General features: G+C 60.9%; 9 protein-coding genes. 7 read left to right on the top strand and 2 right to left on the bottom strand.

Going from position 1 to position 13,879, the window contains the following annotated elements; genetic code table 11:
- Positions 1 to 3: 3 nt before the first annotated feature.
- Together MT962_RS00790 and opgC are read right to left on the bottom strand one after the other, a co-directional pair.
- Positions 4 to 909 (bottom strand): hypothetical protein, encoded by a 906-nt coding sequence (locus tag MT962_RS00790; protein ID WP_188723078.1) that lies wholly within the window; start codon positions 907 to 909, stop codon positions 4 to 6.
- An 11-nt stretch (positions 910 to 920) separates the two neighbouring features.
- Positions 921 to 2,144: an OpgC domain-containing protein gene (opgC, locus tag MT962_RS00785; RefSeq protein ID WP_247364154.1), complete on the bottom strand. Its 1,224-nt coding sequence runs from the start codon at positions 2,142 to 2,144 to the stop codon at positions 921 to 923.
- Positions 2,145 to 2,442: 298 nt separating this feature from the next.
- Between opgC and MT962_RS00780 the strand changes: the two genes are divergently transcribed.
- The 7 genes from MT962_RS00780 to MT962_RS00750 are packed head-to-tail and all read left to right on the top strand — an operon-like array spanning position 2,443 to position 13,836.
- On the top strand, positions 2,443 to 4,257 hold the full coding sequence (locus tag MT962_RS00780; protein WP_247364150.1) for a cellulose synthase catalytic subunit: 1,815 nt from the start codon (positions 2,443 to 2,445) through the stop codon (positions 4,255 to 4,257).
- Complete coding sequence (locus MT962_RS00775) at positions 4,254 to 5,588, top strand: DUF3131 domain-containing protein (protein ID WP_048887297.1); 1,335 nt, start codon at positions 4,254 to 4,256, stop codon at positions 5,586 to 5,588. The genes MT962_RS00780 and MT962_RS00775 overlap by 4 nt, the downstream gene beginning before the upstream one ends.
- Complete coding sequence (locus MT962_RS00770) at positions 5,585 to 7,132, top strand: DUF3131 domain-containing protein (RefSeq protein ID WP_024559864.1); 1,548 nt, start codon at positions 5,585 to 5,587, stop codon at positions 7,130 to 7,132. The genes MT962_RS00775 and MT962_RS00770 overlap by 4 nt, the downstream gene beginning before the upstream one ends.
- Entirely contained in the window at positions 7,117 to 8,511 is a 1,395-nt protein-coding gene (locus MT962_RS00765) for a DUF3131 domain-containing protein (RefSeq protein WP_247364148.1), read from the top strand. Before MT962_RS00770 ends, MT962_RS00765 begins: the two co-directional genes overlap by 16 nt.
- On the top strand, positions 8,508 to 8,945 hold the full coding sequence (locus tag MT962_RS00760) for a globin (protein ID WP_024557753.1): 438 nt from the start codon (positions 8,508 to 8,510) through the stop codon (positions 8,943 to 8,945). Before MT962_RS00765 ends, MT962_RS00760 begins: the two co-directional genes overlap by 4 nt.
- Entirely contained in the window at positions 8,942 to 11,647 is a 2,706-nt protein-coding gene (locus MT962_RS00755) for a response regulator (RefSeq protein WP_247364147.1), read from the top strand. Before MT962_RS00760 ends, MT962_RS00755 begins: the two co-directional genes overlap by 4 nt.
- Complete coding sequence (locus MT962_RS00750) at positions 11,644 to 13,836, top strand: sugar-binding domain-containing protein (RefSeq protein WP_247364143.1); 2,193 nt, start codon at positions 11,644 to 11,646, stop codon at positions 13,834 to 13,836. Before MT962_RS00755 ends, MT962_RS00750 begins: the two co-directional genes overlap by 4 nt.
- Positions 13,837 to 13,879 lie beyond the last annotated feature (43 nt).

Here is a 13,879-nt window from a genome sequence, read left to right as displayed (position 1 = left end):
TCCTTAAAGCGGTAAATACCAGATAAGGCTGACCGTGCCTTCGCGGAATTTGGCGTTGCCATTCTGATGGCCCGGAAAGCGCGTGCCGGCATAATTGGCGTATTGAACAGAGAACGAACCGGGCGTATAGCCCGCGTAGCCGAAGCTGTAGCTGTAGTCGCCGTTCCAGGGCTGTTGCTGGCTGCGGTCGGGATACCAGAAGGCGGTGGCGCGAATAAAAAAGTGCTGCTTAAAGGTGTAGCCGCAGCCGCCCAGCAAGACGTTTTTATTTTTCTTCAGGCCGTTACTTTCAACGTCATAATAGCGAGGCACCCAGCTGTAGCCCGCCTGGCAGATAAGGGAATCGCCTTTGTTAATCAGCAGATGCTTTTCCAGCGGCTTCGGCAGCGAAAATTTATAAGCAAGCGTAACCGCGCCCTGCTCAAAGTAAGTGCGCCTGTCGTTGCCGGAAGGCCAGAAGTGGTTATCGCCATAGTTGCTGTAAACCAGGCTTACCGTGTTGGCGTGCCAGTCGTCATAGCCGAAGCTGTAGCGAAAATCCGTGGTGTAGCGGCTGGTATCGGTGACCGGCATGCGCGTGGTGATATTGGCGAACCAGTAACTGTAAGGCGAGTATTGCAGGCTCAGGTTCAGGGTCTGATTGATCTTCTTTTTCTGTTCGGCGCTGTGTGAGCTGTTCGGAATGGTTATCCACTGCTCTTTCAGGCCGGAACTGAAGCTTAACGCGCCGGAAAAGGGCTTGTCATTGCCGGAAAAAAGCCGTCCCCAGCGGCTGGTGAAGACCCCCGCCTGCACCGGCTCGCCCTGGCTGTCCCGCAGGGTTTCGTCATGGTTTGTCTGCGTTTGCGCCGCATACGCGGCGGGCGTCGCACTCAGCAAAACGCCTGCCAGCAAGACCTTTTCCCGCATCCTCTTTTCCCTCAGTTGGGTATCCAGCGCGCGCCGACGTCATATTTCGCCATTAACCACAGCACGCCCAGCGCCACAGCGTGTACCAGGGTGTTGGTGAACCAGGCTTCGCGCCATAAATCAAAAGTGACCACCTGGCTTACCGCCAGCACCACGTACACATGCAAAATAAAGGTGTAAAGCGAATGCTGCCCCAGCGGGATAAAGAACCAGCCGGCAGCGCGCCAGAGCGGCGTCCAGCAATAAGTGAGCAGTAAATAGACCGCCACCATCAGGCTGATGTCGTTCAGCACCCGCACCGGGCCAAGACCGTTTTTCGCAGCCCAGGTGTGGTAAAACGCGTTGAAATCCGCAGGCGAAATAACGTGCATCAGCAAAGCGGGCGGCATAAACGGGTTGGTGTGGTTTTGCGCCACAAACGCGAGCGCCAGCGCGATAACCACCAGCACGCCCACCGTGATTTTGCCCGGCGGGGTGCGGGCAAGCGACAGCAGCTCCGCCTTGTACCAGCCGCAGGTCATGCCGATAACGTAGATAAACTGCCAGGCGAGCAGCGGAAAGGCGAACTCAAACTCTGAAACGGTGACGCGCACCGGCAAGCGTTGCCAGAGACAATAGACCGCCAGCGACCCGGCGAGCAGCCAGGCCGCTTTGCGCTTAATCAATAGCCATAAAAAGAGCGGGCTGACCAACAGCAGGCAAATATAGAGCCCCAGAATTTGCGTCTGGTGCGGGCCGATTTGCAAATAGAGCACGATGTTAAACCACGTCTCTTTAATTTGCGGCGTGGTGGGAAAAAGCGCCCAGGCGGTGCCGGAATAACGATCGGTAAAATGCGTTACCTCAAAAGTATTAATAAACGGCAGGTGCGATAACAGATAAATAGAAAGTATGATGATGATATTTACCTGATATATTTTCCATGCCCGCTGCCAGAGCCCCCAGGATACCGTCAATAAATATGCTTTTTGCAAACGCTGGCGGTTTAGCATTCCCAACATAAAACCTGAAAGAATGACAAATCCTTCCGCCCCGGTGGTTAAACCAAAACGCTCCCAGGTAAATATATTAAATACCGACATCACCTCGGTATGCGCCACCACCATCATCACCAGCGCGATGCCGCGCATAAAGTCGATGCGCAAATCGCGTTTATCCGCCAGAGAATAACGCCAGGCCGCTGATTTCAGCAGCCTTTCTTTCGCAGGCGAAGGTGCAGTCTGGCTTATGGACATGGCGTTCAGCAGGCCTCAAAAAAACGATGCGGGATATAATTTAATAGCTTAGTTCGCTTTTAACGGCAAAATTCGCGCTGTTTTAAAAAGAGAAAATATATCCTTTAGCACTACTAATCATAAAATAAAGCAGAACTGAAGATTCAAATTCATTAGCGTTTCTGGAAAGTTAACGGCGGCCATCTACACTCACTATTAGGTTTATTTTCATCAGGTTTATTAAACACGGACAGGCTGATCATTTGCTTTGGCAAATTATTTCTCCATGAATTATTAAAACATCAGGACACCGGTTGCTATGGGGTTTTATTTCTCGCGATTTGAATCACGCTTGCCGCCTGAACCATTGCAAACGCCGCGCTGGGTGAAAATTGCCTGGCAAATACTCGCGGTGGCCGGGCTTATTCTTGGCGCTAACTATATTCGCTGGCGCTGGATGTCCTCGTTGAATATGGACGCCCTCTGGTACGCCATTCCGCTGGCGCTGGCGGAAACCCTCGCCTGGATTGGCACGCTGCTTTTTACCATCAACCTGTGGAAAGAGGTCGACCCGCCGCAGCTCGCGCCGCCCGCCGATATCAACGAGTGTCTCGCGGAGCAGGACCATACCGAGCCGCGCCCGGTGAAGGTTGATCTCTTTATCGCCACCTACTCCGAAGATGTAGAGCTGGTGCGGCTCTCCATTCGCGACGCGCTGAAAATGGCTTACCCCTTTCCGCTGGATTACCGCATACACGTGCTGGATGACGGCCGCCGGCCGGAGATGAAAGCGGTCTGCGACGAAGAGGGGGTGAATTACATCACCCGGCAAACCAACATCGGCTACAAGGCGGGCAACCTGCGAAACGGCCTGGAGCAGACCGATGGCGATTTTCTGGTTATCTGCGACGCCGACACCCGCGTTTTTCCTACCCTGCTCAGCCATACGCTGGGCTACTTCCGCGACCCGGATGTCGCCTGGGTGCAGACGCCGCAGTGGTTCTTCGACCTGCCGGAAGGCGAACGCCTGCCGCGCTGGCTGGCCCGTCGGACGGGCAAACCGGGCTACGCGCTGGGCTGGACGCTGGAGAAAATCGTTGGCCCCGTCACGCTCGGACGCGACCCGTTTTTTAACGATCCGCGTATGTTCTATGACGTCATCCTGCGCCGCCGCAACTGGGCGAACGCCGCCTTCTGCTGCGGCGCGGCCTCTGTCCACCGTCGCGAGGCGGTAATGCAGGCGGCGCTCAGAAGCTATGTGTGGAACGTGGAAGAGGAGATTGAGCGCCACACCCGCGACATTCAGGACCCGGCGATGCGCGAAGCGCTGCAGGAGGCCATGCGCCCGCACGTGGCGTTTGACACCGAGCTGACGCCCTATAAATTTCACGTTTCGGAAGATATTTATACCTCCATCGTGCTGCACGGCGACGACGCGCGCCGCTGGCGCTCGGTGATGCACCCGCGCATTGAGTCGAAGATGCTCTCGCCGCAGGATATGCTGACCTGGATAATCCAGCGCTTCAAATATGCCGCAGGCTCGCTGGATATTCTGTTTCACGACAACATCTTCAGCCGCCGCCGTTTTAAGCTTTCGCTGCCGCAAACGCTGATGTACGGCACCACCTTCTGGTCCTATCTCGCCTGCGTCTGGAACACGGTGTTTCTGATCTCGCCGATCGTCTACCTCTTTACCGGGATCCCGCCGGTTTCCGCCTGGTCGACGCCGTTTTACCTTCACTTTCTGCCCTTTTTTATTGTTTCCGAACTGGCGTTCATGTTCGGCACGTGGGGGATCTCCGCCTGGGATGGGCGCGCCTCGTATCTGGCTTTTTTCTCCATGAACCTGCGGGCGTTGAACACGGTGCTTAAGGGCGAGCAGATCAAGTTCCACGTGACGCCGAAAGAGCGGCAGACCGGACGGTTTCTCTACCTGGTGAAGCCGCAAATCGCCATCGTGGCGCTGACGCTCGCCGGGCTTATCTGGGGCGGCATTCAGGTGGCGCGCGGCCAGGTGGATGACCCGTCGGGCTATGTGATTAACATCTTCTGGGGTGCGGTGAATATCGCCGCCATGCTGCCGCTTATTCTCGCGGCGATGTGGACGCCCGCCGACGAGGAGGCGTCGTCATGAAAACCGGGGAGGCGCTGCTGAGCGCCCGCAGCTACATCACCATCCTGCTCGGCTTTTTGCTCGGCTTCGCCATTGTGGTCTGGGTGGAGCGGCAGATGCCGACCCGCGTGGAGAGCAGCGCGGGCATGACGCTGAGCGAAAATTTCCCGCCGCTGCCGGCGCCGCGCGAGCTGACCTTCAACGAAGCGGTCTGGGCGCGGGTCGCCTGGCAATACTTCGTCAACAACACGCAACCCAATGGCCTCGCCAACGCCCATGACGGCGCACCCTGGCTGAACCTCTGGAGCACCGGCAGCTACCTTTTCGCCGCGCTCGCCGCCCGCCAGCTCGATGTCATCACGCAGGCGGAGTTTGACGAACGCATCACCGCCGCGCTGTTCGCGCTGGGCCAGCTGCCGCTGAACGCGCAGGGCCTGCCCGCCGCCTATTACCACGCCGACACGCTCACGATCCTCGGCAAGCCCGACAGCTCCGCCATCGGCATGGGCCGCCTGCTGATGGCGCTGGAAACGCTGCTCTGGCGCTATCCGGGCCATGCGGCGGAGGTACGGGATCTCTTCAGCCAGTGGCAAACCGGCGCGCTCATCACCACCGGTGCAACCACCCGCGACTCCCTGCCGGTGCGCCACTGGACGCTGGCGACGGACGAACCGCGCAACAGCTTTGGCTACCGGCTTTACGCCAGCCACACGCTGCGGCTTATCGACAGCGCGGCGGGGCTTGCCGTCACCAACCCGCCCGAAGGCCAGCAGATGATGGATATCGACGGCATCATGGTGCCGGACGAGGGGCTGCGCACGCCGTGGGGGCGGCAGCCCTCGCTGGTGAGCCTGCCTTATCTGCTTACCGGCCTTGAGCGCGGGTTTGACGCGCAGAGCGGCGAAATCGCCTGGCGCATTATGCAAATTCAGCAGCGCCGCCACAGCCTGCGGGTGCGTAAGCCGCCCATCAGCACCGATTACGCCGAGCCGGCGCCCGATTACACGCGCGATCGGCCCAATCAGCCGCCGGTTAACGAGCCACTGCTAAGCGACATGCCGCCGGAGCAGCGCGCCATCACCTCAACCCGCTCCGCCTTCGCCTGGTATGCGCTGTTTCGCAACGAGTGGAGCGAGGCGCTGCGCCAGCAGGTGCAGGCGCTGCAGGTCCCGGGCAAAGGCTGGCAGCGCGGGCTGAACCTGAATAACAGCACAAATAACGTCATTGATGCGGATACGAACGCGGTGGTGCTAGAGAGCCTCTCCTTCATCGCGCATGGCCAACTGCTGTGCCTGGCCTGCCTGAACGATACCCCGCCCCGCCCCTCTTCTCTTGCAGGAGCTACGCCATGAAGCTGAACTGTTTGTCCCTGTTTCGCCGGTGGGTCGGCTATGCGGCGCTCGGTCTGTTGTTAAGCGGCGCCCAGGCCGCAACGGAGCTGCCCGCCTCCGGCTATCCGGTGCGCAGCGGCGAGCTCACCGCCCAGGAGATGACGATGGCGAAAAACGCCTGGCAATATTTCGTCGCCAACTATCAGCCGACTACCGGGCTTGTGAACGCGGTAAACAAATACCCGTCCACCACCATGTGGGACAGCGCTTCGTATCTTGCCGCCATGACCGCGGCCCGCGAGCTCGGCATTATTGATAAAGCGGAGTTCGACCGCCGCATGCTGAAAATTCTCGCCACGCTCAACACCATCCAGCTCTATAACAACGAGCTGCCGAACAAAGCCTATAACACCATCAACGGCCAGAAGGTGAACTACCTGAACAAGCCCGGCGATATCGGCTTTTCGGCGCTGGATATCGGCCGCATGCTTTTGTGGCTGAAAATCATCAAAGAGCGCTACCCGGAATATGGCAACAGCGTGGATAACATCGTGCTCGGCTGGGACTTCTCCCACGTCGTCGACCCCTGCGGCACGCTCTACGGCGCGGTAGTTGAAAACGGCAAACCGAAATATGTGCAGGAGGGACGGCTGGGGTATGAAGAGTACGCCTCGGCGGGCTACCAGCTCTGGGGCTTCAACACCTGCCAGGCCAACCGGCCGGAGCCTTACGATCTGGCGGAAATCTATTGCGTGATGGTGCCTTATGATTCGCGCGACCCGCGCCAGACCTATCAGCATAACTATGTCGTTACCGAATCTTATCTGCTGCACGGGCTGGAGCTTGGGTTTGATAACCCCACCGACCGCGACGACAGCCCGCGTAACTTTACCCACCCGTGGATGAAAAACTTCGCCGACCGCGTTTATCAGGCGCAGGAGAACCGTTACGCCATTACCGGCATTTTAACCGCCCGTTCCGAGCACCAGCTCGATAAATCGCCCTACTTTGTCTACGACACGGTTTTCAGCGACGGCTTTAACTGGAACACCATTACCGATAAAGGCCAGTACGTGCCCAACTCGGCGGCGGTGTCGCTGAAAGCGGCGCTGGGCATGTGGGCGCTGTGGGACTCGCCCTACACCGATCGCCTGCTGACCACCATTGAAAACGCCAGCCAGCAAGGCCTTGGCTACTACGAAGGGCTGTATGAAAACGGCGACGGCCCTATCAAAGAGTTCACCGCCAACAACAACGGCATCATGATGGAGGCGCTGCTGTTCAAAAAAGAGGGCAAGCTGCTGCGCTTTAACACCAACCAGCCCAAAAACAAAGATTTCGCCCCGTCGCTGTGGGAGAAAAAGCTGGTCAACCTGTTTGAGGAGAACAACACCCGCCGCAACCGCCCCTTTATCGACCCGACGCCGGGCGTGAAGAACTGGTGCGAACAGACCGGCACCGCGCTGCGCACAGCGCCCTCCTGCCAGGCGTGCCAGTGCGCCTCCTGTAAGGACGATGCGCCTGTCAAATTGCCTCCGGTGACCGCCTCATGCTTAAAACAGTAAGCCGCCTGCTGTTGCTGGCGCTCCTGATAGCCCTGCTCGCTTTTGCGTTCGCCGCAAGAGACGGCGCGGGCTGGCGCTGGCTCACCAAAGGAGGCTGGCACACCACGGCGCGCATCAGCGCCCTGACGCCGCAGGAGCGCGAATGGGCCGCGGTTGCCTGGCGCTACTTCGTCAATAACACCCAGCCGCAGACGGGGCTGGTGAACGGCAGCGACAAGCAGCCGCGCGTTACCCTCTGGCAGATGGGCGATACGCTGATTGCGCTGCTCGCCGCCCGTGAGCTGGGGCTGGTAAAAGAGGCGGAGTTTGACGACCGGCTGACGCGCCTGCTCGGCACGCTCAACCGCCTGATGCTCTCTGAGAGCCGCACGCCGGGGCGAATGTACTCCACCCAGTCCGCCACCATGGTCGATTTCGCCGGCAAGCCGGTGAAAAGCGGCTGGTCGGCCCGCGATATGGCCCGCCTGCTGCTGGCGCTGCGCCTTACCGCCGACTGGGCGCCGCAGTATCAGGAGTACCTTGAGCGCATCGTGCTGCGCTGGAATTTCTGCCCGGTTGTCGATAAGCACGGGGAGCTGTGGTCATCAATGCTGGTGGAAGGCGCGCCGACGCTTCGCGAAGAGCTGCGTCTTGGCGAAAGCGAGTATGCCGCCAGCGCGTTTCGTCTCTGGGGCTTCGACCCGCAAAAAGCGCTGAACCCGCCTGCGCAGAACGTGATTATTTACCAGCGCGCGCTGGCGGTAGACGCCCGTGACCCGCGCACCACCTGGCAGCCTTCGCTTATCTCTACCCTGCCTTACATGCTGCCGGGCCTGGAGTTCGGCTGGCAGCCGCCCGGCATCAACGACGAAATCAGTCAGTCGCTGCGCGAGCGGGCGAATCTCGTCTATCTCACTCAGCAAACCCGCTGGGAAAAAGAAAAGGTGCTGACCGCCCGCGCCGACTATTTTGTCGGCGAAGCGCCCTGGCACGTTGCCGACACCGTCTGGGGCAACGGCTTTGCCTGGAATACGCTTGGCGACGACGGCAAGTATTACCCGCGTCGGGCGCAGGTCACCACCAAAGCGGTGTTCGCGCTGTGGGCGCTCTGGGAAACCCCTTATACCGACGCCCTGATGCGCGTCGCGCAGCGGATGTTCGACGACAAGCGCGGCTGGTACGAAGGCCGGGTGGAAGCGACCGGCGATTACAACCGCATGGTGACGCTCTCCACCAACGCCACGGTGCTGGAGGCGCTCTTCTATAAGGCGCACGGCGGCCCTTTGCTGCGCGGCGGGCTTATCGAAAACGATAGCTACTTCAGCCAGCGGGCGCAGGACACGTTTACTTCGCCGGGCCTCTGCCTGCCGGGCGAGCGCCGTACGGAGGCCAGAAAATGAAATTCTACCGCGACCTGTTTGACGCAAGCCTGAGCCGGGTTTTTCCGCAGGATGACAAAACGCCCTTTTTCAACGCCTTTTACGAGAAGTTCATCCATATGTCGCCGGAAACGGAGCGCCATTTCCAGGCGGTGAACGCCGATGACCTGCGCCGCCTTATCCATAAAAGTTTTTTCGCCATGCTGGCGGTGGACGGCTCGCTGTTCGTGCCTGACTTTCTGGAAAGCCTGGCCCGCGACCAGGGCAGCGGCGGGATTGGCCTGCCGCCGGGCTTCTTCGCGCTGTGGCGTCTGGCGATGCTCAATACCGTGCGCGAGCGCGACCCGCTGTGCGACGAAGAGGTGCTGACCGCCTGGGCGATGTCGATTGCGCCAGGGCTTGAGTATCTGCGCCGCCAGGCGGAGCTGCACTATCAGGCGGGAGAGCAGCCATGAACGCGCACTCGCAATACGATCTTAATGCCCTGCCGGCGGCGGTGATGATTTATGACGCCGAAGAACGGCTGGCGGCGTGGAATGAGAACATCACGCGCTTTTATCCGACGCTCGCGCCGCATCTGCATAAAGGGGCCACGCTCTCAGAGCTGGCGGTCCGCTTTATTGACGCCGCCTACGATACCGAGCCGGGACGTCGCCAGGCGCTGGCGGCCTCCATCGTCGCCAACTGTCGCCAGGATAACCATTGCGAAGTGCGCCACGCGAGCGGGCGCCGCGTCTTCGTGCAACACCAGCGGTTGCCGGATGGCGGCATCGTCAGCCTGCACACGGACATTACGCGTCTCGACATGGCCCGCAACTCCCGCCAGTTGCTGCATGACGATTTTCTGCTGGCGGCGGAATCCATTCATATCGGCATCTGGGACTGGCAGGTCACGCCCGATATTTTGCAGGTTAACGACGCGCTGCTGATGCTCACAGGCCAGCCGCGCGGCGAGTGGCATTACAGCGCGCGCTTCCTTCAGGGGCTGGTGCATGAAGAGGACCGCCCCGTGCTGCGTGAAGCGATGCAGAAGGCGCGCAAACACCACCAGCCGGTGTTTGAGTGTGAGATCCGGGTGCGGCATGCGCAGGGGCACTGGCGCTGGATGCTGCTCTCCGGCCAGGTGATCACGCTCACGATGGACGGCGAAATGGAGCGCGTTATCGGCACGCTGCAGGATATTACCCGGCGTAAAGAGGCGGAGCTTATCGCCATTGACGCGGCGAAAGCGGCGCGCCAGGCGAACGAGGCGAAAAGCGCCTTCCTCGCCAATATGAGTCACGAAATTCGCACGCCGATGAACGGCATTCTGGGGATGACGCAGCTGTGCCTGGAAACAGATCTCAACGCCGAGCAGCGCGACTATTTGACCCTTGTGATGAGTTCGGCCCAGTCGCTTTTGCACATCATTAACGACATCCTGGATTTCTCAAAAATCGAGGCGGGGAAAATTGAGCTGGAGGAAGAGGCGCTGGCTATCCGCCCCTTTATTCAGACGCTCATCCGCCCGCAGATGCCCGCCGCCAGTGAAAAGGGAGTGGAGCTGCTGGTGGATATCGCCCCGCAGGTGCCGGACGTGCTGCGGTTCGACAGCGTGCGGCTGCGCCAGATCCTCACCAATCTCTTAAGCAACGCGCTGAAGTTTACGCATCAGGGCGAAGTGCTGCTGGCGATAGAGCCGGATAAACGGGCGGGCCGTTGGCGCTTTCGCGTGCGCGACAGCGGCATCGGCATTCCTGCTGAGAAGCAGCAGCTGATATTTGAAGCCTTCAGCCAGGCGGACAGCTCCACCACCCGGCGCTATGGCGGCACCGGGCTTGGGCTGACCATCTCCGCGCGGCTTGTCGGCATGATGGGCGGCCTGCTTGAGGTGACCAGCGCGCCGGGCCTCGGCAGCGAATTTTCGTTCTCGCTGGCGCTGGAAAGCGCCCTTTCCGTCAGCGACAACCGCAAAGAGCAGCGTTTCAGCGGCGAGCGGGTGCTGGTGGTGGACGATAACGCCACCAACCTGCGGCTGCTGAACGCGATGTTGACCGCCATGGGCCTCGCGCCCCGGTGCGTGGATAACCCCCGGGAGGCGCTGGTTCAGGTGTCGCAGCAGCCCCCTTTCCCGGTGATTTTGCTGGATGCGCAAATGCCCGACATGGACGGCGTTTCGCTGGCGCTGGAGCTCTCCGTGTTGCCGCAGGCGCGACAGAGCCGCATCATCATGCTGAGTTCCATGAACCGTCATTTCGACATGAACACGCTTAAGCGCATCGGCATCGCCCATTACCTCCACAAGCCGGTGGATCAGAGCGAACTGCATCAGGCGCTCAATGCGCTGCTGCGCCCCGCCGCGCCCGCCGCGTTGTCCGCCGCCTCGCCCCAGCCCGCGCCAGGTGAGACGCCGCAGCGCCCGCTGCGCATTCTGCTGGCGGAAGACAATCTGGTGAACCAGCGGCTGGCGAACCGGCTGCTGGAGCAACTGGGGCACCGTTGCGAGACGGTGGGCGACGGCGCCGCGGCGCTGGCGCGCTGGCGCGAAGAGAACTGGGACGTGGTGCTGATGGATTTGCAAATGCCCCACATGGACGGCGAAACCGCCATCGCGCTGCTGCGCGAAGAAGAGCGGCAGCGCGCGGGGGCGCGTCAGCCCGTCATCGCCATGACCGCTCACGCCATGCAGGGCGATAAAGAGCGCTGTCTGGCGATGGGCTTCGATGGCTATATCGCCAAACCGATAACGCGGGAAGCGCTGACCGCTGAGCTTAACCGCGTGACGGCGACCGCGGCGCCTGCGCCCGCGCCAAACGCGCAAACGACGCCTGCGGACGAAGGGCTGCCGGTGGAAGCCGCGCTGCTTGAACAGTGCGGCGGCGACCCGCAACTGGTGACCGAGCTGATGGCGATTTTTCGCAGCGAGATAGCCTTGCTGGTGGCGGAGATAGAACAGGCCATCGCCGGGCAGGATCGGGAAGCGCTGCGCCGCGCCGCCCATAAGCTGCGCGGCGAAGCCATCACCCTCGATTTTAACCGGCTGGGCGAGCTGCTGCGCCAGCTGGAAACCGGCGCGAAAACCCTGAGCGAGACGCACCTTAACCAGCTGTTACAAGCCTTGCGCCAGGAGCAAACCCGCGTCGTCGCCTGGCTGCAACGAAGAGAGGAGAAGCGATGATACGTTACGCGCTTGCGCTGTGGTGTTGTGTTGCCGCCTTCGCTCAGGCGACTGCGCTGCCGGTCACCTGGTCTCTTGCCGGCGACTGGCGCGCCCATGACGCCAACGACCCGGCCTTTGACGGCGTGCGCGCCCGCGATGACGGCTGGTCTCCTCTGCGCGTGCCCGCCAACTGGTACAGCGCGGGACGCGATCACCAGGGGGCGCTCTGGTATCGCCACGCCTTTACCCTGCCGAAACTTAGCGATGATACGCTGGCGACGCTCACCTTCGACGGCGTGGATTACTTTGCCGATGTGACGCTTAACGGCCAGCCGCTCGGCCGCCACGAAGGCTATTTTCAGCGCTTCTCGCTGGATGCGACCGACGCGTTGCGCCGCCATAACCGGCTGGCGGTGAAAGTGGACAGCCCGTTTGAAGACCCAAAAACTATCTGGCCGCTGCATAAAAACATGGTCAAGGGCGTGCTGAACCAGCACGACACGCGCCCCGGCGGCGCCTGGTCGCCGGAGGGCCAGGACGCCAACTCCGGCGGCATCTGGGCGCCGGTGCGGCTGCACCTGAGCCGCGGCGCGGCGATTGACGAGGTCATCGTACGCCCCGACTGGCAAGCGGGCCTGGAGAAACCCCGCCTGGGTGCGGAGATAGTTTACCGCGCCCGCGAAAACCGTCACGCCACGCTGCGCCTGACGGCGTCCCCCGCTAACTTTGCCGGCGACAGCTTTCGTCTTGAGCAGCCCGTGACGCTCAGCGCCACCGGCAAAACGGCGCAGCGTCTGCGCGTTACGCTGCCGATGGACGGCGCGAAGCTCTGGTGGCCCGCAGGCTACGGCAAGCCGCATCTCTACCAGATTCGGGCGAGCCTGCACGACGCGCAAGGGGTGATGGACGTGGCGAAAACCCGTACCGGGCTGCGTAAAGCGCAGGAAATGCCCGATAACCAGGGCTGGCGGATTAACGACAAACGTATTTTCATCAAAGGCTCCAACTACATCGGCTCGCCCTGGCTTAGCGAGATGACGGCGAAAACGTATCGCCGCGATTTTCAACTGGTGCTGGCGATGAACGCCAACGCCATTCGCGTGCATGGCCACGTGGCGGGACGGCCGCTTTATCAGGTGGCGGATGAGATGGGGTTGATGATCTGGCAGGATGTGCCGCTCCAGTGGGGGTATAACAACAGCGAGGCGTTTGCCGACAACGCGGCGCGCCAGACCCGCGAGATGGTGGCGCAGTTTGGCAACTCCCCGGCCATTATCGCCTGGGGCGGCCACAACGAGCCGCCATGGAACTCGCCGTGGATGGAAAAACGCTTCCCGGACTGGAATAACAATCTCAACCGGATGTTGACGGAGCGCGTGGCGGATGCGCTGGCGGAGGACACATCGCGCATCGTCCACCGTTTCTCCGCGGTCGAAGAGCACTACTGGCAGGGGTGGTATTTCGGCACCATGCGCGACATGCTGGCGCCCGCCAAAACCGGCATCATCACCGAATTCGGCGCGCAGGCGCTGCCGGACCTGGCGACGCTGAAGACCATTATTCCGCCGCAGCTGCGCTGGCCCGCCACCACGGCGGCGGACGACCCGGGCTGGACGCGCTGGAAATACCATAACTTCCAGCCGTTCCAGACCTTTAAGTTCGCCCACATCCCGCGCGGCGAGAACCTGGAAACGTTTATCCATAATACCCAGCGCTACCAGGCGCAACTGGTGGCGCTAGCGGCGGAGAGCTACCGACGCCAGCGTTACCAGCCGGTCACCGCGCTGTTCCAGTTTATGTTTGTGGAGACCTGGCCTTCGATAAACTGGGGCGTGGTGGATTACCTGCGTAAGCCCAAGGCGGGCTATTACGCCCTGCAGCGCGCCTATCAGCCGCTGCTGCCCTCCATCGAACCGGTGACCGCCGTCTGGCAAAAAGGCCAGCCTGGCAGCGTTGGGCTGTGGGCCATTAATGACACCTTCGCCGATTGCCGGGCGTGCACGTTAAAATGGACTGTGACGCAGAATAACCGCACCCTGCTTGCGTCGCAGACGCGCCGGACGCTGGCCGCCGATAGCCTGAACAAGATTGAGACGCTGAACATCACGCCGCAGGCGGCGGGCGAGCTTCTGGTGAGCTTTACCATTTACGACGCGAAAGGAAAGGTGGTGGGGAAAAACCGCTATCGCGAAACGGTGAAAGAGTAAGGTTTATCGGGCAATGAACAGGCCGGGCGCCCCGGCCTGTATT

This window comes from Franconibacter sp. IITDAS19 (assembly GCF_023079515.1).
Classification (GTDB): domain Bacteria; phylum Pseudomonadota; class Gammaproteobacteria; order Enterobacterales; family Enterobacteriaceae; genus Franconibacter; species Franconibacter pulveris.
Note: the sequence above shows the minus strand (reverse complement) of the source record. Positions and strands in the feature narration are given on the sequence as shown.

Coding starts and splice junctions, on each gene's coding strand:
- MT962_RS00780 (WP_247364150.1), top strand. CDS start 2,443: ATGGGGTTTTATTTCTCGCGATTTGAATCACGCTTGCCGCCTGAACCA.
- opgC (WP_247364154.1), bottom strand. CDS start 2,144: ATGTCCATAAGCCAGACTGCACCTTCGCCTGCGAAAGAAAGGCTGCTG.
- MT962_RS00750 (WP_247364143.1), top strand. CDS start 11,644: ATGATACGTTACGCGCTTGCGCTGTGGTGTTGTGTTGCCGCCTTCGCT.
- MT962_RS00790 (WP_188723078.1), bottom strand. CDS start 909: ATGCGGGAAAAGGTCTTGCTGGCAGGCGTTTTGCTGAGTGCGACGCCC.
- MT962_RS00755 (WP_247364147.1), top strand. CDS start 8,942: ATGAACGCGCACTCGCAATACGATCTTAATGCCCTGCCGGCGGCGGTG.
- MT962_RS00765 (WP_247364148.1), top strand. CDS start 7,117: ATGCTTAAAACAGTAAGCCGCCTGCTGTTGCTGGCGCTCCTGATAGCC.
- MT962_RS00775 (WP_048887297.1), top strand. CDS start 4,254: ATGAAAACCGGGGAGGCGCTGCTGAGCGCCCGCAGCTACATCACCATC.
- MT962_RS00760 (WP_024557753.1), top strand. CDS start 8,508: ATGAAATTCTACCGCGACCTGTTTGACGCAAGCCTGAGCCGGGTTTTT.
- MT962_RS00770 (WP_024559864.1), top strand. CDS start 5,585: ATGAAGCTGAACTGTTTGTCCCTGTTTCGCCGGTGGGTCGGCTATGCG.